This is a genomic window from Limnohabitans sp. Rim8, from assembly GCF_943326455.1.
Lineage (GTDB): Bacteria > Pseudomonadota > Gammaproteobacteria > Burkholderiales > Burkholderiaceae_C > Limnohabitans_A.
In genome coordinates, this window is record NZ_CALPTI020000014.1 from 1 (window position 1) to 21,156 (window position 21,156).

Here is a 21,156-nt window from a genome sequence, read left to right on the forward strand (position 1 = left end):
AAAAAGTGCTTTTGTTTGGCCACGGGTTTGACGGCGGTCCATTTCGTTAGCAACAGTTTTTTGGGGTTGAGGGGGTTCATGGGTGCACGCCTTCAGCGGCTGTTTTGCATTTCACGCGCTACCGCCTCGGCCAGATCGATCACCGCCATGGCGTAGTAGCTGGACCAGTTGTAGCGGGTGATGGCGTAAAAGTTTTCTGTGCCCGCCACATAGCTGGGCGCTTCAGTGCCGTTGCGAAGTTCAATCAGTGCCAAGGGCCCTGGGTGATGCAGTGCGGCGCCCGATAAGCTGGCGCCTTTGCTGATAAAGTTGGCTACGCTGAAGGTGGGCAAGATGTCTGGGGCCATCAGGCTGTCCATGTCGGTTTGGCCCGGGGTGAGGGTGACGGGGTAGTGCGTGGGCATGCCGGGTCGCCAGTCAAAGGCTTTGAAATAGTTGGCCACCGAGCCAATGGCGTCGGTCGGGCTGCCAAACAGGTCGATGCGCCCATTGCCATCAAAGTCCACCGCGTGGCGCGCCCAGCTGGAGGGCATGAATTGCGGCAAGCCCATGGCGCCGGCATAGCTGCCCCGAATGCTCATGGGGTCGGCCCCGCTTCGCGAGGTGAGCACCAAAAACTGTTCCAATTCGCCCTTGAAAAAGCTTTCTCGGGCAGCTGCACGCGGGTGAGTTGCCGGGAAGTGAAAGGCCAAAGTGGCGAGGGCGTCGATGACGCGAAAGTTGCCCGTGTATTGCCCGTAAAAAGTTTCTACGCCAATGATGGCCACCACAACCGATGCGGGTACGCCGAATTCACGCTCTGCGCGTTCCAGGGCGCTGCGGTGGGTTTGCCAAAAACGCAGCCCCGCTTGGATGCGTTGGGGTTCGATGAAACGGGCGCGGTAAGCCGCCCAGTTTTTAGCAGCAGGACTGCTGGGAGGTAAAACCAAGCGTTCTACCGAAGGCAGTCTGCGGGCTTGACCCAAGTGCTTTTGTACCCATTGCGGGTCCAGTTGCAAGCGTTCAGCTGCTTGGCTTGACCACTCCATGGCCGCGCTCGATTCGCTGAAAAGCAGGCCTGCGGCGGCAGGCAACGCGGCCTTGGTTGCCTTGGTTTTTGGTTTGGCAGATTTGGTGGGCGTTTTTTTAGATTTGGTTTTGGCCGATGGGGTGCCTTGGGTTGCAGCCTTAACGCCTTGCGAAGGGGCTGTGTTGGCCTTGGTTTGGGGCGTTGCTGGCTTTTCAGCTTGTGCCCAAGTGGTGTACGGAAAAAAAGCTGACAAAAGCAGTGACAGGGCCAGAGAGGTCCAGCTTTTTAGCTTGTATCTTGGCGGAAAGTGAAAGAGAGCTGGGTGCATGGGGTGTCCAGTTTAAACGCCGGGTCGCCTCAGCTTGAGGCCATAGCGGCGCATGGGCCGCGTGATAAGCTGGAAACCACAAAACCAAAGCCATCCAACAAAACCATCGGCTTCAAGCTGTGGCCATTCGGGAAGACAAGACCATGGGCGCGACAGGTTATTTCACCCACCCAGCGTGCTGGAAGCACGAGATGGGGCCAGGCCACCCCGAGTGCCCGGAACGATTGGGGGCGATCGAGGACAGGCTGTTGATCAGCGGTGTGGACATGGCCTTGCAGCGGCGCGAGGCCAGCCCTGCCGCCTTGGCCGACATTGAGTTGGCCCATGGGCGCATGCATGTGGCGGCTTTGCGCGGTTTGGGCGACATGTTGCGCGAGGACATGGCCGCTGGCGGACCCAGCCACACCAGTTTGGACCCGGACACCATGATCAATGCCCACACCTGGGATGCGGCGCTGGTGTCTGCGGGTGCTGCCATCGATGCCACCGATGCTGTGATGGCCGGGGAACTTGAAAATGCTTTTTGCGCAGTGCGTCCACCGGGCCACCACGCTTGCCGCGACAAAGCCATGGGCTTTTGCTTTTTCAACAATGTGGCGATTGCTGCCAAGTACGCGCTGGAGCGGCATGGCCTCAAGCGCGTGGCGATTGTGGACTTTGACGTGCACCACGGCAACGGCACCGAAGACATCGTGGCGGGTGACGAGCGCATCTTGATGGTGAGCTTTTTTCAGCACCCTTTTTACCCAGAGGGCGGTTCTACATCGAGTGCGGCCAATTTGGTCAATTTGCCCGTGCCCGCTTACACCAAAGGCATGGACATCCGCGAGTTGGTGGACATGATGTGGCTGCCGCGCCTAGAGGCTCACAAGCCAGAGTTGATTTTTATCAGCGCTGGTTTTGACGCCCACCGCGAAGACGATCTGGGCCAGATGGGCTTGGTCGAGCAAGATTACGCCTGGATCACCCAGCGCATCAAAGATGTGGCGCTGCGTCATGCCCAAGGCCGCATCGTCAGTTGCTTGGAAGGCGGCTACAACCTGAGCGCGCTGGGGCGCAGCGTCGAGGCGCATCTAAGGGTTTTGGCCGACGTTTGACCAGAACGGCGAGCGTGCATTCGACGTCCCGCCACAGAGTTTCGGCACAATCGGGGCATGACCGAACCGACCTCACTCCAAACCCCGAATGTGCTGCTCCATGAACGCGATGCCCTTGGTGTGCACCGGCTGACCTTGAACAGCCCCGCCAGCTTCAACACCTTGAGTGAAGCCATGCTGGCCGCTTTGCAGCAAGCGCTGGAGGCCATCGCGCAAGACGAGCAGGCGCGGGTGGTGGTGCTGGGCGCTGTGGGCAAGGCTTTTTGCGCTGGGCACAACCTGAAAGAAATGCGCGCACAGCCTGAGCTGGCTTACTACCAAAAGCTGTTTGCCCAGTGCAGCCGCATGATGATGGCCATTCAAAAGCTGCCTGTGCCTGTGATTGCCCGTGTGCAAGGCTTGGCTACCGCTGCCGGTTGCCAGTTGGTGGCGCAGTGTGATTTGGCGGTGTCGGTAGACAGTGCTACGTTTGGGGTCAACGGCATCGATGTGGGCTTGTTTTGCGCCACGCCCAGCGTGCCGCTGGTGCGCAACATGCACGCCAAGCAGGCCATGGAGATGCTGCTGACCGGTGGCTTCATCAGCGCTCCTGAGGCCCAAGCCCGTGGCTTGGTCAACCGAGTGTGTTCTGCCGATCAGTTGGATGCACAGGTGGACGAACTGGTCAATGCCATTTTGTCCAAACCGCGCGAGGCGGTCAGGGTGGGCAAGGCTTTGTTTTACCAGCAACGCGAAATGGGGATTGAAGCGGCTTACCAATTGGCTGGCCAGACCATGGCCTGCAACATGGTGCACGACGTGGCGCAAGAGGGTGTTCAGGCTTTCATTGACAAAAGGACACCCACATGGCGGGCATGAGTAACATGGCAGTGGTTCATCCCATGGCTTGGGCAGAGGCCATTTACCGCCCAGAGTCTTTGTGGGCGCTGGGTGCTTTTACCGGGTGTTTGGTCTTGGCTTGGCTCATGACCTGGGGTGTGCGCCGGGTCTTCAGTGGGCAGGAGTTGGCCATTTTGTTGGGCCGAAAATTGGTCGACGGGGTGCTGTTTCCCGTGTTGCTTTTGGGCTTGACCTTTGTGGCGCGCACCGTGCTGACACAGCAACAACCAGCCCCCTTGTTCGCCATCTTGTTGCCGGTGTGTATTTCTCTTGCGGTGATTCGATTGGGCGTGAAAGTTTTGCAAGTGGCTTTTGCTCAGGCGCCTTTTGTGCGGGTGTTGGAACGCACGATTTCGTGGCTGGCTTGGGGCACGGTGGTGTTGTGGGTGACCGGGGTGCTGCCCTTGGTGCTTCACGAGTTGGACCAGATCAGCTGGAAGATCGGCGGCAGCGTCTTGTCGGTTCGCACACTCATGGAAGGCGCACTCACAGCTGGCGCGGTGTTGATCGTGGCCCTGTGGGTGTCGGCAGCCATTGAGGCGCGCTTGCTCAAATCGGCCACGGGCAGCGACTTGTCATTGCGCAAGGTCATCAGCAACACGGTGCGTGCTTTGCTGCTGTTTGTGGGTTTGCTGCTGGCGCTGTCGTCGGTGGGCATTGACTTGACAGCCTTGTCGGTTTTGGGCGGTGCAGTGGGCGTGGGCATTGGTTTTGGCTTGCAAAAGTTGGCCTCCAATTACGTCAGCGGTTTCGTGATCTTGGCCGAGCGCAGCATGCGCATCGGTGACATGGTGTTGGTGGACGGTTTTGAAGGCCGGATCGTCGACATCAAGGCGCGGTACACCGTGATCCGGGCTTTGAATGGCCGCGAATCCATCGTGCCCAATGAGTTTTTGATCATCAATCGGGTGGAAAACTTCACCTTGATGGACCCCAAGCTGTCACAAACCACCCTCGTTTCGGTGGCTTATGACAGCGATGTGGAATTGGTGAGGCGGCTCTTGATTGAAGCTTGCGAGAGCCAAGAGAGGGTCTTGAAAGACCCCGCCCCCAATGCTTTTTTGAGCCAATTTGGTGCGGATGGCCTGGAATTCACCGTGAGCTACTGGATCGCGGACCCTGAAAACGGTCAACTGGCCCTGCGTTCCACCATCAACATGTTGATTTTGGCGGCGCTGCGAGAGCACAAGATCCTGATCCCATATCCGCAGCGGGTGATGCACATGGTCAGTCCATCATCGAAGGCAGCCACAGACTGATGGCCGGAAAAGCCAGCAAGATGCCCAGGGTAATGATCAACACCAGCACCATGGGCCAGACGCCTTTGAAAATATTGGACAAACCCACATGCGGCAGCAAGGTGTTGAGAACAAAAAGATTCATGCCCACCGGGGGCGAGATCAACCCGATTTGAATCACCATCACAATCAGCACACCAAACCAGACCGGGTCAAAGCCCAGTTGCACCACGATCGGGAAGAACAAGGGGATGGTCAGCAAGACCATGGTGAGTTCTTCCATCACGGTGCCCAGCAGCACATAGATCAGCATCATGGCGGCCACGATCATGATCGGCGACAAGCCCAAGCCGGTGATCCAGTCTTTGAGCTCAAACGGCAAGCTGGTGTAGTTGACGAAATTGGCAAAAATCGTGGCTGCGATCAGCAAGGTGAACAGCATGGCCGTGGTGCGGGCCGATTCGATCAGCACTTGCAAGAGGACTTTCCAACTCAGGGCTTTGCGCGCCAAGGCGAACAAAAATGCGCCCATGGCCCCCATGCCCGCGCCTTCGGTGGCGGTGAAGAAGCCACCATAAATACCGCCCAACACCAAGACCACCAAAAGTAAAACGCCCCAGATGCCCCGCACGGCCTTAAACCGTTCAGTCCAGCTGAATTTTTCACCGGCAGGTGCATGTTCTGGGTCGTGCCAAGTCATGAGCACCACGGCCAACATCAACAAAAGTGCCGTCAAAATGCCGGGTAAAACACCTGCAGCAAAGAGCTTGCCAATGTGGGTTTCGGTGATGATGCCGTAGATGACCAGGATGGTGGAGGGCGGAATCATGATGCCCAGCGTGCCCCCAGCCGCGATCACGCCGGTGGACATGGCATCGCTGTAGCCCATTTTTTTCATCGAGGGGTATGCCACCTTGCTCATGGTGGCGGCGGTGGCAATGGATGAGCCGCAAATGGCACCAAAACCTGCGCAAGCTGCAATGGTGGCATGCGCCAAGCCCCCTTTGCGGTGGCCGATGAAGGTGTAGGCCGCGTGAAAGAGTTCATGCGCCAGACCAGCGCGGGCGACAAAATTACCCATCAAAATGAACAGGGGAATGACCGACAAGGTGTAGGCAAAACCGGTTTCGTGCACCACTTGCGCAGCACTGGCCATGGCGGGCATCCAGCCTCGGGTCAGGCCAATGCCCACAATGCCCACCAAGCCCATGGAAAAAGCCAAGGGCATGCGCAGCAGGGCCAGCACAAAGATGGCCAAAAATCCAAGCAAGGCTTCGGTCACAGTGTGCCCCCTTCGGATGATTCTTCAGCGGAAAGGGAGGGCCAAAAGGCTTTGGCCATGTGCACCAGACCGGTCAGGCCGCACAGCACCCCCATGCCTTGAATGAAAGGGGCTTTGGCAATTTTGAGTTGGGCTGTGGTCTCACCCGTTGCGGCGATGTCGGCGCCTGTTTTCCACATCAGGTAAGCCAATCCGAACAACAACGCGGCGCAAGCCAGGTGGATCAGGCCTTGTTGGATTTTTTGTAGCCAATGCGGGAACAAGACGTCCAAGGAATCGAACACCACATGTTCGCCTTTGAGAGAGACCAAGGGCAAAGCACCAAAGATCACCACCACCATCAGCAGTTCGGTCAGTTCCAAAGAACCGGGAATGGAGTGTGACCAGATCTTACGACCGCTGACGTCAAAAAAAGTGAGCACCATGATGCCCAGCAAGGCGAGGCCTGCAAGCGTGCCGCAGACGGTTTCAAAGATTCTTTTCAACGTCATACCCATAGAAAAAACGGTACCTGCAGCAGCGGCAGGTACCGTTGTGGTGCTAACTTCTCAGAAGCCTAAGCTTCAGCAGAGAGGTTTACTTTTGCTGTTGTAGTTTAGCGACTTCGGCGCGGAATTCCGCCAACATGCGGGCAGGGTCTTTCACGCCTTTGGCTTTGGCGGCTTGGGCCCAATCACGCTCGAGTTTGCTGACACGAATGGTCACACCGCTGATGAAAGCGCCGTCGGCTTTGATCAGCTTGACGCCGTTTTTCTGCATGTTGCCCAAAGCGATGTCGTCCACCCGGTCCCATGATTTGCCAAACCGGCTAGCCACTGCGTCGCCCGACAATTCGTCAACGGCTTTTTTGTCCTCAGCCGACAGGCTGTTGTACTTGGCCGGGTTCATCATGAACACGAAGCTGGTGTTGTACAGGCCGCCAGGGAAAGTGGTGGCGTGCTTGATGACTTTGTCAATTTTGAAAGAGTCGGTCGATTCAGCAGGGAAGAGTGTGCCATCCATCACGCCAGTTGATAAAAGTTCATAAGACTCAGGCGCAGGCTTGAGGGTCACGTTCATGTCGAGGTTTTTGGCGATTTCGTTGACCATGCCGCCGCCCACGCGAAATTTCATGCCCACCAAGTCTTCAACTTTGGTGATGGGTCGCTTGGTGTTGAACACGATGCCTGGGCCGTGTGTGAAATAACCCAAGACCTTGACGCCTTGGTGTTCAGCCGCAAATTCGGGGTACTTGCTGGCCACGCGGTTGAAAGCCACAGACAGAGGTTCTGCGCGATCGCCCATGAATGGGAATTCAACCATCTGGGTCAGGACAAAGCGGCCAGGGGTATAGCCGTGCACGGTAAAGGACACGTCAGCCAAGCCGTTGCGAATGGCGTCGTAGGTGCCCACCGGTGGCGTGACTGCGCGGGGCAGGATGTTGCAGCGCACACGGTTGGATGTTCTGGCCGTCAGGGCGTCACACCACTCTTTTTGGGCGACAGACAGGCCATGAGTGGGAGGCACCCAGCTGGAAACGGTCAAAACGGTTTGCGCTTGAGCCATGCCGGTCAAACTGGCCAAGGCAACTGCCGCCAAGGAAATGAGGGTTTTTTTCATCAGAGTGCTCCATTGAATTGGTTACAAAACATAATCTAATCCTGAAAAGATCAGAATAAAACCCATGTTAACCCTGAGTAACCGACCGATTGGTCGGTGAATTCCCGGGGGTGCGGTGAAAAATCTCCTTTATTGCGTGGTTTAAAATTCGCACGACCGTGCTTTTTTGTTGATAATGAGCAGCTTAAAAATGAGTTTTGATGCACAATTGACGTTTACGTCAACGTTAATCGTTTCTTTCAAGGTGTCAGCTCTGGCGCCGCAGGTTTTGATCTTTCAATGGAGTTGATTTCATGAAAATTCTGGTTCCAGTCAAGCGGGTGGTGGACTACAACGTCAAGGTGCGTGTCAAGTCCGATGGTTCGGGCGTGGACATCGCCAACGTCAAAATGAGCATGAACCCCTTTGACGAGATCGCCGTTGAAGAAGCCGTTCGTCTGAAAGAAAAAGGCTTTGCAACCGAGGTGATTGCCGTATCTTGCGGCGTGGCCCAGTGCCAAGAAACCCTGCGCACTGCGATGGCGATTGGCGCAGATCGCGGCATTTTGGTCGAGACCCCCGCTGACTTGGACTTGCAACCCTTGGCTGTAGCCAAGCTGCTCAAGGCCTTGGTGGACAAAGAGCAACCCGGCTTGATCATTTTGGGCAAGCAAGCCATCGACGATGACTGCAATCAAACTGGCCAGATGTTGGCAGCGTTGGCCGATTTGCCACAAGCCACATTCGCATCCAAGGTGGAGATCGTGGACGGTAAAGCCCAAGTCACCCGCGAGATCGACGGCGGACTGGAAGTCCTGTCGGTCAGCATGCCTGCGGTGGTCACCACCGACTTGCGCCTGAATGAGCCGCGGTATGTGACCTTGCCCAACATCATGAAGGCCAAGAAAAAGCAGCTCGACACCTTCAAACCCGAGGATTTGGGCGTCGATATCACCCCCCGCATCAAGACCTTGAAAGTGGCCGAACCTGCCAAGCGCAGCGCCGGTATCAAGGTGCCCGATGTGGCCACCTTGGTGGATAAATTGAAAAACGTTGCAAAGGTCATTTGACCGTCTAAGGAAATCTCATGACTTCTCTCGTTATTGCCGAACACGACAACGCCTCGATCAAGGGCGCTACCTTGAACACCGTCACCGCCGCTGCCGCTTGCGGTGGTGATGTACACGTGCTGGTGGCTGGCCACAATGCCGCCGCTGCAGCCGCCGCTGCAGCACAAATCGCCGGTGTGTCCAAAGTGATCCATGCCGACAGCGACGCGCTGGCCCATGGCTTGGCAGAAAACGTCGCAGCACAAGTGCTCGCTGTTGCGGCCAACTACAGCCACATCCTGTTCCCTGCCACTGCCGCAGGCAAAAACGTGGCTCCCCGTGTGGCTGCCAAGCTGGACGTGGGCCAAATCAGTGACGTCACCCAAGTGTTTTCGGCCGACACCTTCGAGCGGCCGATCTACGCTGGTAACGCCATGGCCACGGTGCAAAGCCTGGATGCCACCAAAGTCATCACCGTGCGCACAACCGGCTTCGATCCGGCAGCCAGCACAGGTGGCAGCGCATCGATAGAAAGCGCAGCCGCACAAGCCGACAGCGGCAAGAGCAGCTTCACACGCAGTGAAATTGCCAAGAACGACCGCCCTGAGTTGACGGCTGCCAAGATCATCGTCTCCGGTGGCCGCGCACTGGGCAGCTCAGAAAAGTTCAATGAAGTGATGACCCCACTGGCCGACAAATTGGGCGCAGCGATTGGTGCCAGCCGCGCTGCGGTCGATGCCGGTTACGCGGCCAACGACTTGCAAGTGGGTCAGACCGGCAAGATTGTCGCGCCTCAGTTGTATGTGGCTTGCGGCATCTCGGGTGCGATCCAACACTTGGCGGGCATGAAGGATTCCAAGGTGATCGTGGCGATCAACAAGGACCCCGAGGCCCCGATCTTCAGCGTGGCCGACTTTGGCCTCGAAGCCGACTTGTTCGCCGCTGTGCCTGAATTGACCAACGCACTGTGATGATTTGACGGTAGCAAGAAAGGCCTCCAAGAGAGGTCTTTTTTGTACCCGACCCCTTTTTCCTCGGAAACCTAACGGAAACAAGACATGAGCTACATCGCCCCCTTGAAAGACATGCTGTTCAACATCGAGCATCTGGCCCGCATTGACCAGATCGCGCAGATTCCTGGCTTTGAAGACGCGGGCCTGGAAACCGCTCAGGCCGTGCTCGAAGAGTGCGCCAAGCTCAACCAAGACGTCATCTCGCCCCTGAACTGGGAAGGCGACAAAAACCCGTCCTTTCACAATGGCAGCGGCGTGACCACCACGCCTGGCTTCAAAGAGGCTTATCAGCAGTACGCCGAAGGCGGCTGGCAAGGCCTGCAGCACCCGGCTGACTTTGGCGGCCAAGGCCTGCCCAAAACCATTGGTGCGGCCTGCGGTGAAATGCTCAATTCGGCCAACATGGCCTTTGCCCTGTGCCCCTTGCTCACCGATGGTGCGATTGAAGCGTTGCTGACAGCAGGTTCAGACGAGCTCAAAGCCACTTACTTGGATAAGTTGATCTCCGGCCAGTGGACCGGCACCATGAACCTGACCGAGCCACAAGCGGGCTCAGATTTGGCCGCTGTGCGCACCCGCGCCGAGCCTCAGCCCGATGGCACTTATAAAATTTTCGGCACCAAGATTTACATCACCTATGGTGAGCACGACATGGCTGAGAACATCGTGCACCTGGTGCTGGCGCGTGTGGTGGGCGCGCCCGAAGGCGTCAAAGGCATCAGCTTGTTTGTGGTGCCCAAAGTTCTCGTGAAAGCGGATGGTTCATTGGGTGAGCGCAATGACGTGCACTGCGTGAGCATCGAGCACAAGATGGGCATCAAGGCCAGCCCTACAGCCGTGCTGCAGTTCGGAGACAACGGCGGCGGCGTGGGTTATTTGGTGGGCCAAGAAAACCGTGGCCTCGAATACATGTTCATCATGATGAACGCTGCTCGTTATGCGGTGGGTGTGCAGGGCATCGCGATTGCCGAGCGTTCTTACCAGCGTGCCGTTCAATATGCCCGTGATCGCGTGCAAAGCCGCCCAGTGGACGGCAGCTTGCCCGCCGCTGGCCCCATCATTCACCACCCTGACGTGCGCCGCATGCTCATGACCATGCGTGCCTACACCGAAGGTTGCCGCGCCATGGCCACAACCGCAGCTGCTGCTTATGACGCCTCGCACCACCATCCTGATGCCGAAGTGCGCAAACAAAACCTGGCGTTCTACGAATTCATGGTGCCGCTGGTCAAGGGCTACAGCACCGAGATGAGCCTGGAAGTCACCAGCTTGGGCGTGCAAGTACACGGCGGCATGGGTTTCATCGAAGAAACCGGTGCAGCGCAGTATTACCGTGATGCCAAAATTTTGACCATCTACGAAGGCACCACCGCCATCCAGGCGAACGACCTGGTGGGCCGCAAAACAGCGCGTGATGGCGGTCAAACCGCCAAGGCGCTGGCCGCGCAAGTGGCACAGACCGAAAGCGAACTCTCAGCCTCCGGTCATGCCGATGCACTGGCCGTGGCCAAGCGATTGAAAGCCGCCCGCGAAGCTTTTGTGGACGTGGTTGATTTTGTAGCCGGCAACACCAAGGCCCACCCGAATGACGTGTTCGCAGGAAGCGTGCCCTACCTGATGCTGGCGGGCAACCTGATGGCGGGCTGGCAAATGGGCCGCGCATTGCTGGTGGCGCTGACACCTGAGGCACAGGCGCAAGACGCGGCTTTCATGACAGCCAAGATCACCACGGCTCGTTTTTACGCTGACCACATGTTGAGCAAAGCGCCCGGTATGCGCGACAGCATTGTCGAAGGGGCGGGCAGTGTGACTGCCATGGCACTCGAAGCCTTCTGATACCGATTTTTCAAAATAATTTTGAGGAGACAACATGTCCAAACTGCCCCCCGTTTTGGCCAACCTGCCATTTCCCGCCATCGCATCGCCCTTGTTCATCATCAGTAACCCCAAGTTGGTGATTGAGCAGTGCAAGGCCGGCATTGTGGGCTCCATGCCCGCTTTGAATGCCCGCCCCGCAGCCCAACTTGAGGAGTGGTTGATCGAGATCACCGAGACCCTGGCCGCGTACAACGCCGCCAACCCGGACAAGCCTGCTGCGCCCTTTGCCATCAACCAGATCGTGCACAAGAGCAACGACCGCTTGGAGCACGACATGGCCATGTGCGTCAAGTACAAGGTGCCGATCATCATCACCTCTTTGGGCGCGCGTGAAGAAATCAACGAGGCCGCCCACAGCTATGGCGGTGTGGTCTTGCATGACATCATCAACAACAAGCATGCTCGCAAAGCGATCGAGAAGGGTGCTGACGGCCTGATCGCTGTGGCGGCAGGGGCCGGTGGCCACGCAGGCGTGAAGAGCCCGTTTGCTTTGATCCAAGAAATTCGCCAGTGGTTCGACGGTCCAGTGGCTTTGTCGGGCTCAATCGCGACGGGCGATGCGATTTTGGCTGCCCAAGCCATGGGTGCGGATTTCGCCTACATCGGCTCGGCTTTCATTGCCACGCACGAAGCGCGTGCGGCCGAAGACTACAAACAAGCCATTGTGGACAGCAATTCTGACGACATCGTCTACAGCAACCTGTTCACCGGTGTCCACGGTAACTACCTGGCCCCGTCCATCCGTGCAGCAGGCCTGGACCCTGAAAACCTGCCCGAGTCTGACCCCAGCAAAATGAACTTTGGGGGTGACGCCAAAAAAGCCTGGAAAGACATCTGGGGTTGTGGCCAGGGCATTGGTGCGATTCAGTCGGTGCAAAGCACGGCTGATCTGGTGGCCCAGTTCAAGTCCCAGTACCAAGCTGCACGCCAGCGTTTGGCAATGTGAAAGCACAGCGGTCCGCGATGGAGCACCCAAGCCCTCCTGACACAGAGCGTGCGGGCTTGCTGGAGATCTTCAAAGGGCTAGGGTGCCTGTTCATCGTTCTGCACCATCTGGCCTTTTATGGGCCGATGGCCGATGTGGTGGCTCAGGCTTGGCCACTTTGGGTGGCTTGGTTGAGTGAGCATGGGCGTTTGGCGGTTCAAGTCTTTTTGGTTTGCGGCGGTTACCTCACGGCCAACAGTTTGGCCAAGTTGGGGCCTTTGGCGAGAGACCCAATTTGGGGCTTGGTGCGCAGGCGTTACCTTCGCCTGGCCATTCCCTTGCTCGCCGCGCTCAGCTTGACGGTGTTGGTGACTGAGCTGCTGCGCCCATTCTTTGACCATGATTCTTTGTCTCCCCCGCCCGAGTTTTGGCAGACTTTGGCCCACGTTTTTTTCGTACAACACCTGTGGGGCATGGACGGTTTGTCTGCTGGGGTTTGGTACATAGCGATTGATTTGCAGCTGTATGTTTCGGCCTTGTTGCTGATGCTTGTGGCGCAGCGCGCCCAGGTCATATTCCCCCAATGGTCTGTCAAAGCATGGCTGGGCAGTTTGTGGTTTGTGCTTGCAGCAGCGTCGTTGTGGTGGTGGAACCGCCATTCCGAGTTGGAAGATCTGAACCTTTATTTTTTGGGTGCCTATGGCCTTGGCTGGCTGGCGCATGCAGTACGCCATGCCAAATCCCATTCGATCGGTGTGACAGCCATGGTGTTGCTGGGCGCAGTGGCTTGGTGGCTTGAGCCCCGCTGGCGCGTGGCCACAGCTTTTTGTGTGGCCATCGGTTTGGCTGGCGCCCCAAAAGCCTGGATGATGGGCACGGGTCAGATTGGAGGTATGGGGCGGCAAGCGATGGGCTGGTTGTCGCGTGTGTCCTACAGCGTTTTTGTGGTGCACTTCGCCGTCAGCTTGCTGGTCAATGCGGCGGTCACTTATTGGTGGCCCACGGGTGTCTGGTTCAACGCCTTAGGCATGCTGGTTTCGCTTGTGCTCTCCCTAGGGGCTGGTGCCTGGCTTTACGAGTTGGTCGAAAAGCCACCGCCCACTGGACGCCGCTGGTGGGTTTGGGCTGAGGTGTACATCGCCAGCACCTTGCTGGCGATGCTGATCAATGGGACGCTTTGACTTTGGCCGAGATGTAGGCCAGGGCTTCTTCGACTTGGTCGATCAAGATCAAGCACAGGTCACCCGGTGACAAGCGGGACAAAGCCACATCAATCGCATTGAACTCGCCTTGAATGTCCTGAATATGGGTGGTTCGGACAGCACCTTGCAAACCCTCGCGCAAAAGACCTAGGACTTCGCCGTCTTCACGGCCCCGCTGGCAGGCATCTTGGTAGAGCAACACTTCATCAAAGGCTTTGCCCAAAATCTGGGTTTGGTCCCGGATGTCTTGGTCACGTCGGTCGCCAGCGCCACTGATGACCACCATGCGTTTTTGAGCGGGCATGTTCTCGACCGCTTGCACCAAGGCTTGGATGGCATCGGGGTTGTGGCCGTAATCGGCGATCAGGGTGGCGCCTCGGTAATCAAACACATTGAAGCGCCCAGGCACGCCCTGGATGTCGCTGACAAAGCTGGACAAGCCTTCGGTCATGATTGGCCAGGGCATGTCCACGGCCCAGGCCGCTCCCACTGCCGCCAGCACGTTTTCGGTTTGAAAACCAATTTGACCTTGACGGGTCAGAGGCACTTGGCTCAAAGGGATGCGAAAGGTTTGCTGCCCTTTTTGGGCCACGATATCGCCTTTGTCCAGATACACCACACGCTTGCCTTGGGCGCGGTGGGTGGCCAGCACGGGTTGGTTGGGGTCCAGCGCGAAATAAGTCACCTCTCCGGGACAGTGACGACCCATGGCGGCAACGGCCGGGTCGTTGGCATTGAGCACGGCCATGCCCTCAGGGTCTACGTTGAGCACGATCACGCGTTTGACAACGGTCAGGTCTTCCAGCGTGGTGATGTAGTTCAAACCCAAGTGGTCGCCCGTGCCCAGGTTGGTGACCACGGCCACTTGGCAGCGGTCAAAGGCCAGACCTTCGCGCAGCAGGCCGCCGCGTGCGGTTTCAAAAACCGCAGCGTCCATTTCGGGGTGCATGAGCACGTTGCGGGCGCTGCGGGGGCCACTGCAGTCACCAGAGTCGGTTTGTCGGCCGTTGACATAAACGCCGTCGGTGTTGGTCATGCCCACGCGCAGGCCTTGGCTGCGCATCAGGTGAGCGATCAAGCGAACGGTCGTGGTCTTGCCATTGGTGCCGGTTACGGCGATCACTGGCACACGCCCGTGGTCACCTGAGGCGTACATGTGTTCAATCACCGCTTTTCCAACGTCCCGTCCTTTGCCATACGACGGGCTGATGTGCATGCGCAGGCCTGGCGCAGCGTTCACTTCGACGATGCCGCCGTTTTGCTCTTCAAGAGGGCGTTGGATGGATTCGCACACGACGTCCACGCCACAAATATCGAGGCCCACCATTTGCGCCGCCTCGACGGCGCGGCTGGCCACTTCGGGGTGTACGTCGTCGGTCACATCGGTGGCGGTGCCACCGGTGGAGAGGTTGGCGTTGTTGCGCAGTAAAACCCGTCGACCTTTGACAGGTATGGATTCGGGTTGCAGGTCTTGTTCGTGCAAGCGACCGATGGCGATGTCATCGAAGCGAATCTTCGTCAAGGAGGTGGCATGGCCATCGCCGCGCCTAGGATCGGCATTGACCAGGTCGACCAGTTGGCGTACGGTGTGTTTGCCATCGCCCACAACCAATGGGGGTTCCCGCCGCGAGGCTGCCACCAATTTGTTGCCCACCACCAAAAGGCGGTAGTCATGACCCGGCAAAAATTTCTCGACCATGACCACGCCGTAGCGCAGGGCAGTGGCATAGGCCTTATCAAAAACGGATCGGTCTGAAATATTGACCGACACCCCTTTGCCTTGGTTGCCGTCTTGGGGTTTCACCACCACAGGCAAACCCACCTCTTGGGCGATCTGCCACGCTTGCTCTAGGGTGGTGGCCGGTTTGCCCAAAGGCACAGGCACACCTGCAGCGTGCAACAAGCTCTTGGTCAGGGCCTTGTCCTGGGCGATGGATTCGGCGATGGCGCTGGTGGTGTCGACTTCGGCCGCTTGAATGCGGCGCTGTTTGGCACCCCAGCCAAACTGCACCATGCTCCCATCGGTCAGGCGTCTGACGGGGATACCCCGTGCCAAGGCGGCGTCCACAATGGCCGCTGTAGATGGCCCCAAGCGGACGTCTTCGTCGAGTTCATGCAAATGGGCAATCGAGGCTTCGAGGTCAAAACCCATGCCCGATATGGCGGCGTTGCAAAGTTTTTCGGCCAATTCAAGGGCCTTTCGGCCCACTGTTTCTTCGGAATACTCCACCACGACTTGGTAGACACCAGGCTCTTCGGTGGGGGTGGTTCGGCTGAAGGAGACGGGGCAACCGGCTTGGATCTGCAAGCCCAAAGTGACCTTTTCCAGTGCATGGGCCAAGCTGACAGCCAGCCCGGGTCGCACCGCATCAAAGGGGCCAACTTCAGGAAAAATTCGGCGCAGGTGTTGCTCGGTAGGGTGTTGCGGACTGAGGCCTTGTTCTTCGGCCGTGCAGGTGACGATGGCTTCGATGGCCGTGTGGCGGCTCCACAAGTTGGGGCCGCGCAAAGCGCGAATTCGTGACACTTCCATGAAGATCGGTTCCTGTTGTTTTTTGTCGAGCCGATTCAGGCTGCCGGGATTTGGCCGTAACTTTTGACACCGGCGCGAATCAGGTCTGCATCCATGCCCATGGCCCAGGCCGCACAAGCAGCCACGAGCATGTCTTGGGTGCTGAGCACATTGTTTTTGAGCAAACGTGATACCCCGGGACGCTGCACGGACAACACCGACTGCTCGGAGGCGCCCTCGGCCAAAATCAACTGGCCATCGCGCCAAAAGCCCACGCGTTCGCCTTCTTTTTGATGGGCCTGCAGCCGTTCTTGGTGCTCATCAGATGCAAAAAGGATCACGCCGCCGTCGCAAAATTCGGCGAGTTCGGCCACCGCCTCGTCCTCGGCATTCAAGACGGCATAGCCAGTGGGCAGCACCAAGTCGATTTGCGTGCGGATATAGCTGGGCATTTTTTCGTCAGGCCCTGGGTACAAATCTTCCAAGGGTGCTGCTTTGGGCATGTGGGTGACAATGCCAACTTGGCAGCGGTCATAGGCCAAACCTTGGGTGAGCAGATGGCGGGCATCGCTTTCAAAGACGGCGGCTTCGACCGAACGGTTGATGAGCAAACGCTCGGCCTGCTCAAAGTCCATGGCATTGCCTTTGAAGAGGCAACGTTGGTTGGCATAAAGGCCATCAGCGCAAGCCAGACCGGTGAATAAACCTTGTAAATGCAAGAGCCAAGCGATCAATTTGGCGCTCTTGGTGGTGTCGCCATCGCCCATCAAGCCGACCACTGGAATGCGGCCTGTTTCAGTGATTGGGACGAGGTGATCGGCAATCGCTTGGCCGACCAAGCGGGGTTGGCCTTCGGCTGGATTCAGGTGCATCAACAAGCTGGGGCCAGCATTGACTTCAACCACCACGCCTTGAGTCCCCAAGGGTTGGCAAATATCAGGGGTCACCACATCCACGCCTGCAATGTCCAAGCCCACCACACGCGCGGCCAGAACCGCCTGGGCTGCCACATCGGGATGAACCACATCGGTGATGTCGGTGGTCATGTTGCCGGTGCGTTTGACCAACACCGACTGCCCCAGAGCGGGCACGCTGTCGATGGTCAAGCCTTGGCGTGCAAGTTCCAGCACTTCGGGGCTGTTGTCGGCCAGTATCACCAGTTCGAGGGGCAAGTTGCCTATGCTGCCGCGGCGGGGGTCAGAATTGATTTGGAGCTCTACCAGCTCGCGCACAGTGTGTTGCCCATCGCCGGTGACGCTGGCGCCTTCCCCGCGGCATGCGGCAATCATGCGGTCGCCCACCACCAGCAATCGATGCTCAGAGCCGCGAACAAAACGCTCAACGATGACATCACGGCCCTGGGCCAATGCGATGCCGTAGGCGGTCTCTATCTCGCTTTGGGTGCTCAGGTCCAGTGACACCCCGCGTGCGCGATTGCCATTGCTGGGTTTGACGCAAACGGGTAAACCGATCTCTTGTGCAGCGATCCAAGCGGCGGCCGGACTGTCCACAACTTGGCCTTCGGGTATGGGCACGCCGCACATGGCCAACAGTTTTTTGGTCAGGTCTTTGTCTCTGGAGATGCCCTCGGCAATGGCGCTGGTCCGGTCAGTTTCGGCCGTCCAGATGCGGCGCTGCTTGACGCCATGGCCCAGCTGAACCAAGTTGCCCACATTCAGCCGAATGAAAGGCACGCGACGGGCGTAGGCCGCCTCAACAATGCTGTAAGTGCTGGGCCCCACATGCAAGGCATCGACCGATGCCGCCAATTGAGACACTGCGGCAGGCACATCAAAGGGGGTGTCGTGGATGGCAGCCAAAATCAGCTCGCGCGAGAGTTCTAGCGACCTTCTGCCCACGGTTTCGTTGTCTGTGCGGATCACCACTTTGTAGACGCCACGCGGACCGGCTTCGCGCGCTTTGCCAAAGGCCATGGGCATGCCTGCCAAGGTTTGCAATTCGAGGCTGACGTGCTCCAGGATGTGCCCAGCCCAGGTACCTGTGTCCAGGCGTTGAAAAAACCCACCGCGAACACCTGGGGTGCAGTGGTGCTCGATCATCAGAGGTAACCAAGCCTTGAGTCGCTCATTGAAGCCAGGCAACAGGTTGGAGGGGAAGTCTTCCAGCTCCCCGATGTCGATCAGGGCTTCCATCACCGAGCGGTAGGTCCAGATGTTGGGTCCGCGCAAATACGTCAAGCGCAGAAATTCGATATTTTTGGGACTCATATGCAAAAGGTGCGGCGATACAATGAATCGCCAATTGTGGCATTGGCCTTCAATTGCGCTGAAAAAACAGGATTCAAATTAAACATGGGCAGTCTTGTTGAAGCAGTGGGCCAAATCAAGGGTTTTCATTTTTGCCCCGCAGCAGATGCGTGGCGAGCACACCGTGGTTCTTTGTCATGATTTCAACACCTGCTTCAGTTTTGGCGCTTCCAGGGATTCCGGAGGCTTGGCAAGCAGAAGTTCACACCCTTCTTCAACCCCAAGAAAACGTCTCAGCTGGGCTGGAGGTTGACTTGGATGAGAAATTGTTTTTCGCCAAAAGCCTGGTGATTTTGACCGATCAAAGGGTCTTGTTTGGCTCGGGCGTGCAAAAAACTTGGCAAAGCTGGCCAGTGCAGCCTGATTTGAGCCTCAAGCTGAGCGATCACGCTGGCGTAGGGACTTTGGCATTGGTCTCGCCAACGGGACAACTGGCCGTGTGGCGGTTCACTTTGGGCTTGCAATCGGCTGCGGCCCGCTGGGTTGCCCAGTTTGAAAAACAGCAAGCTCAGCTTTCGGGCAACGGCACACCGTTGCAGCAAAATTTGTCGGTTGCCGTGTGCCCTGTGTGCCAAGCCGTCATGCGAGAGAACGATGACGACTGTCCAAGCTGTGGGCGCGAAGACCTTGCACCCCCATCGACCTGGACGCTGCTGAAACTCTGGCGTTTTGCCAAGCCCTACAAAAAGTCTTTGCTCGCTGGCTTTGTGCTCACCTTGGCCTCCACCGCAGCCACTTTGGTGCCGCCATACCTGACCATGCCCCTGATGGACGAGGTGTTGATTCCTTACCAAAACGGCGTGCCCATAGACTCGGGTCTCGTGTCACTTTACTTGCTGGGTCTGTTCGGTGCGGCTTTATTGGCCTGGGGCTTGGGATGGGCCAAGACTTATATTTTGGCTTTGGTGTCTGAGCGCATCGGGGCCGATCTGCGCACGACCACCTACGACCATTTGTTGAATTTGTCCTTGGAGTATTTTGGGGATCGTCGTACCGGCGACTTGATCGCCCGCATTGGCAATGAAACAGACCGCATCAATGTGTTTTTGTCGCTGCACCTGCTGGATTTTGCGACCGATGTGCTGATGATTTTGATGACCGCGATCATCCTGTTCACCATCAACCCGACGCTGGCCTTGGTGACTTTGCTGCCCCTGCCGTTCATCGGTTGGCTGATTCACCTGGTGCGCGAACGCTTGCGCACGGGCTTTGAAAAAATTGACCGCGTCTGGGCCGAAGTGACGAATGTGTTGGCCGATACCATCCCCGGCATCCGGGTGGTCAAGGCCTTTGCACAAGAGGACCGCGAGTCCAAGCGGTTCAGAGATTCAAACCAGCACAACCTCTTGGTGAATGACCGCTTGAACCGTGTTTGGGCTTTGTTTTCACCCACCGTCACCCTCATGACCGAGGTGGGCTTGTTGGTGGTCTGGGGCTTTGGCATTTGGTTGGTGTCGAAAGACCAAATCACCGTGGGGGTGTTAACGGCTTTCTTGGCCTACATTGGCCGTTTTTATGGCCGCCTGGACACGATGAGCCGCATCGTCTCGCACACGCAACAAGCCGCTTCGGGGGCCAAGCGCATTTTTGACATCCTGGACCATGTTTCCAGCGTGCCTGAGCCCATTCGCCCAGTCGCCTTGCCAGAGCGCGTGCAGGGTCGCATCACGGTGCACGATGCGGGCTTTCGCTACGGAAACCGGGCTGTGATCCGCCAATTGAACTTGGACATCTTGCCGGGCCAGATGATTGGTTTGGTGGGGCACAGCGGTTCTGGCAAAAGTACGCTGGTGAACCTGATTTGTCGCTTTTACGATGTGACCGATGGGTCGATTGAATTGGATGGCACTGACATTCGGCAATTGAAAACCGCTGATTACCGCAGCCAAATTGGCTTGGTTTTGCAAGAGCCGTTTCTCTTTTTTGGCACCATCGCGGACAACATCGCCTATGGCAAACCAGGCGCCTCCCGAGAAGACATCGTGGCCGCTGCGCGGGCGGCACACGCCCACGAATTCATCATGCGCATGCCGCAAGCCTATGACTCCTTGTTGGGCGAGCGGGGACTAGGTCTGTCGGGTGGTGAACGCCAGCGCATTTCGATTGCACGGGCTTTGCTGATCAACCCGCGGATTTTGATTTTGGACGAGGCCACTTCAGCGGTCGACACCGAGACAGAAAAAGAAATCCAACGGGCCTTGGACAATTTGGTCAGGGGCCGCACCACGATCGCGATTGCACACAGGTTGTCTACCCTGCGCAAGGCCGACCGTTTGGTGGTGATGGACAAAGGTGTCGTCGTGGAAGAGGGCTCGCACGATGAATTGATCGCTGCAGAGGGTGCCTATTGGCGCTTGTACGAAGCGCAGCAGCGCCAAGCCGAGGCCGAGACGGTCTTGGGCGGTGGCATCGAACAGAAGGTGCTGGCATGAACACATTTGATTTGCAGCGCGACGCTTTTGGCCAATGGGTGTTGCACATGCCCGGCGGTGCCCAGCACGCGCCCGTCACGGCCTTGCGGGCTTATCCCGTCACCTCGCCGCACGGGGGCGTGGCGTTGATGGATGCCGAAGGGCACGAACTGATCTGGGTGGATGCCCTGACTGATTTGCCATCCGACTTGCAATCGCGTGTGCTGCAAGCCTTGTCCGAGCGGGAATTCTTGCCCGTCATCCACCGGCTGGAAAGTGTCAGCAGTTTTGCCACCCCCAGCACCTGGACGGTCCAAACCGATCGCGGTACGGCCCGTTTTTTGCTCAAAGGCGAGGAGGATATCCGCCGCCTAACAGGCACGGTTCTGCTCATCAACGACGCCGATGGTGTGCAGTACATGATTCGAGACTTGGCGGCCATGGACAAACACTCGCGCAAGCTGCTGGACCGTTTTCTCTGAGTCACC

At 57.7% G+C, this 21,156-nt stretch carries 16 protein-coding genes; 10 read left to right on the forward strand and 6 right to left on the reverse strand.

The features are described from left to right. Positions 1-92: 92 nt before the first annotated feature. Positions 93-1,337, reverse strand: a complete 1,245-nt coding sequence (mltB, locus tag Q1M54_RS10520; RefSeq protein WP_300557027.1) for a lytic murein transglycosylase B — start codon at positions 1,335-1,337, stop codon at positions 93-95. Between the two features lie 143 nt (positions 1,338-1,480). On the opposite strand from mltB, the gene Q1M54_RS10525 reads away from it, so the two are divergent. Genes Q1M54_RS10525 through Q1M54_RS10535 form a run of 3 tightly spaced genes read left to right on the forward strand, consistent with a single transcriptional unit; the run spans position 1,481 to position 4,572 of the window. Beyond that, a complete protein-coding gene (locus tag Q1M54_RS10525) occupies positions 1,481-2,434 on the forward strand; it encodes a histone deacetylase family protein (RefSeq protein ID WP_300557159.1) in 954 nt (317 codons plus the stop codon). Between the two features lie 57 nt (positions 2,435-2,491). Continuing rightward, positions 2,492-3,292 (forward strand): enoyl-CoA hydratase, encoded by an 801-nt coding sequence (locus Q1M54_RS10530; RefSeq protein WP_300557029.1) that lies wholly within the window; start codon positions 2,492-2,494, stop codon positions 3,290-3,292. Continuing rightward, positions 3,280-4,572 (forward strand): mechanosensitive ion channel domain-containing protein, encoded by a 1,293-nt coding sequence (locus tag Q1M54_RS10535; RefSeq protein WP_300557031.1) that lies wholly within the window; start codon positions 3,280-3,282, stop codon positions 4,570-4,572. The genes Q1M54_RS10530 and Q1M54_RS10535 overlap by 13 nt, the downstream gene beginning before the upstream one ends. Here the strand turns inward: Q1M54_RS10535 and Q1M54_RS10540 are convergent. The 3 genes from Q1M54_RS10540 to Q1M54_RS10550 all read right to left on the reverse strand — a co-directional run bounded on the left by Q1M54_RS10540 (position 4,541) and on the right by Q1M54_RS10550 (position 7,432). After that, positions 4,541-5,833, reverse strand: a complete 1,293-nt coding sequence (locus tag Q1M54_RS10540; protein ID WP_300557033.1) for a TRAP transporter large permease — start codon at positions 5,831-5,833, stop codon at positions 4,541-4,543. The genes Q1M54_RS10535 and Q1M54_RS10540 overlap by 32 nt on opposite strands. Further along, on the reverse strand, positions 5,830-6,324 hold the full coding sequence (locus Q1M54_RS10545; protein ID WP_300557035.1) for a TRAP transporter small permease: 495 nt from the start codon (positions 6,322-6,324) through the stop codon (positions 5,830-5,832). Before Q1M54_RS10545 ends, Q1M54_RS10540 begins: the two co-directional genes overlap by 4 nt. A gap of 85 nt (positions 6,325-6,409) precedes the next feature. Continuing rightward, entirely contained in the window at positions 6,410-7,432 is a 1,023-nt protein-coding gene (locus tag Q1M54_RS10550) for a TRAP transporter substrate-binding protein (RefSeq protein ID WP_300557037.1), read from the reverse strand. Positions 7,433-7,725: 293 nt separating this feature from the next. On the opposite strand from Q1M54_RS10550, the gene Q1M54_RS10555 reads away from it, so the two are divergent. The 5 genes from Q1M54_RS10555 to Q1M54_RS10575 all read left to right on the forward strand — a co-directional run bounded on the left by Q1M54_RS10555 (position 7,726) and on the right by Q1M54_RS10575 (position 13,457). After that, a complete protein-coding gene (locus Q1M54_RS10555) occupies positions 7,726-8,481 on the forward strand; it encodes an electron transfer flavoprotein subunit beta/FixA family protein (RefSeq protein ID WP_300557039.1) in 756 nt (251 codons plus the stop codon). A gap of 17 nt (positions 8,482-8,498) precedes the next feature. Continuing rightward, the gene (locus Q1M54_RS10560) at positions 8,499-9,431 is read left to right on the forward strand and encodes an electron transfer flavoprotein subunit alpha/FixB family protein (RefSeq protein WP_300557041.1); all 933 of its coding nucleotides are present in this window, start codon (positions 8,499-8,501) and stop codon (positions 9,429-9,431) included. An 87-nt stretch (positions 9,432-9,518) separates the two neighbouring features. Further along, a complete protein-coding gene (locus Q1M54_RS10565; protein ID WP_300557043.1) occupies positions 9,519-11,309 on the forward strand; it encodes an acyl-CoA dehydrogenase in 1,791 nt (596 codons plus the stop codon). A gap of 34 nt (positions 11,310-11,343) precedes the next feature. Beyond that, on the forward strand, positions 11,344-12,297 hold the full coding sequence (locus Q1M54_RS10570; RefSeq protein ID WP_300557045.1) for a nitronate monooxygenase family protein: 954 nt from the start codon (positions 11,344-11,346) through the stop codon (positions 12,295-12,297). A gap of 17 nt (positions 12,298-12,314) precedes the next feature. After that, on the forward strand, positions 12,315-13,457 hold the full coding sequence (locus tag Q1M54_RS10575) for an acyltransferase (RefSeq protein WP_300557047.1): 1,143 nt from the start codon (positions 12,315-12,317) through the stop codon (positions 13,455-13,457). On the opposite strand, the gene cphA (Q1M54_RS10580) is transcribed toward Q1M54_RS10575, so the two are convergent. After that, positions 13,441-16,011 (reverse strand): cyanophycin synthetase, encoded by a 2,571-nt coding sequence (cphA, locus tag Q1M54_RS10580; protein WP_300557049.1) that lies wholly within the window; start codon positions 16,009-16,011, stop codon positions 13,441-13,443. The two genes, Q1M54_RS10575 and cphA (Q1M54_RS10580), sit on opposite strands and share 17 nt — an antisense overlap. Positions 16,012-16,046: 35 nt before the next feature. Further along, on the reverse strand, positions 16,047-18,218 hold the full coding sequence (gene cphA, locus Q1M54_RS10585; RefSeq protein WP_300557051.1) for a cyanophycin synthetase: 2,172 nt from the start codon (positions 18,216-18,218) through the stop codon (positions 16,047-16,049). A gap of 176 nt (positions 18,219-18,394) precedes the next feature. On the opposite strand from cphA (Q1M54_RS10585), the gene Q1M54_RS10590 reads away from it, so the two are divergent. Then, positions 18,395-20,689, forward strand: a complete 2,295-nt coding sequence (locus Q1M54_RS10590) for an ABC transporter transmembrane domain-containing protein (RefSeq protein WP_300557053.1) — start codon at positions 18,395-18,397, stop codon at positions 20,687-20,689. Further along, positions 20,686-21,150, forward strand: a complete 465-nt coding sequence (locus Q1M54_RS10595) for a DUF1854 domain-containing protein (protein ID WP_300557055.1) — start codon at positions 20,686-20,688, stop codon at positions 21,148-21,150. Before Q1M54_RS10590 ends, Q1M54_RS10595 begins: the two co-directional genes overlap by 4 nt. The last annotated feature ends 6 nt before the right edge of the window (positions 21,151-21,156 follow it).

Bases quoted from the DNA above. Each gene is read 5' to 3' on its own strand.
- mltB (WP_300557027.1), bottom strand. From the start codon at position 1,337: ATGCACCCAGCTCTCTTTCACTTTCCGCCAAGATACAAGCTAAAAAGC.
- Q1M54_RS10525 (WP_300557159.1), top strand. From the start codon at position 1,481: ATGGGCGCGACAGGTTATTTCACCCACCCAGCGTGCTGGAAGCACGAG.
- Q1M54_RS10530 (WP_300557029.1), top strand. From the start codon at position 2,492: ATGACCGAACCGACCTCACTCCAAACCCCGAATGTGCTGCTCCATGAA.
- Q1M54_RS10535 (WP_300557031.1), top strand. From the start codon at position 3,280: ATGGCGGGCATGAGTAACATGGCAGTGGTTCATCCCATGGCTTGGGCA.
- Q1M54_RS10545 (WP_300557035.1), bottom strand. From the start codon at position 6,324: ATGACGTTGAAAAGAATCTTTGAAACCGTCTGCGGCACGCTTGCAGGC.
- Q1M54_RS10550 (WP_300557037.1), bottom strand. From the start codon at position 7,432: ATGAAAAAAACCCTCATTTCCTTGGCGGCAGTTGCCTTGGCCAGTTTG.
- Q1M54_RS10555 (WP_300557039.1), top strand. From the start codon at position 7,726: ATGAAAATTCTGGTTCCAGTCAAGCGGGTGGTGGACTACAACGTCAAG.
- Q1M54_RS10560 (WP_300557041.1), top strand. From the start codon at position 8,499: ATGACTTCTCTCGTTATTGCCGAACACGACAACGCCTCGATCAAGGGC.
- Q1M54_RS10565 (WP_300557043.1), top strand. From the start codon at position 9,519: ATGAGCTACATCGCCCCCTTGAAAGACATGCTGTTCAACATCGAGCAT.
- Q1M54_RS10570 (WP_300557045.1), top strand. From the start codon at position 11,344: ATGTCCAAACTGCCCCCCGTTTTGGCCAACCTGCCATTTCCCGCCATC.
- Q1M54_RS10575 (WP_300557047.1), top strand. From the start codon at position 12,315: ATGGAGCACCCAAGCCCTCCTGACACAGAGCGTGCGGGCTTGCTGGAG.
- cphA (WP_300557049.1), bottom strand. From the start codon at position 16,011: ATGGAAGTGTCACGAATTCGCGCTTTGCGCGGCCCCAACTTGTGGAGC.
- cphA (WP_300557051.1), bottom strand. From the start codon at position 18,218: ATGAGTCCCAAAAATATCGAATTTCTGCGCTTGACGTATTTGCGCGGA.
- Q1M54_RS10590 (WP_300557053.1), top strand. From the start codon at position 18,395: ATGATTTCAACACCTGCTTCAGTTTTGGCGCTTCCAGGGATTCCGGAG.
- Q1M54_RS10595 (WP_300557055.1), top strand. From the start codon at position 20,686: ATGAACACATTTGATTTGCAGCGCGACGCTTTTGGCCAATGGGTGTTG.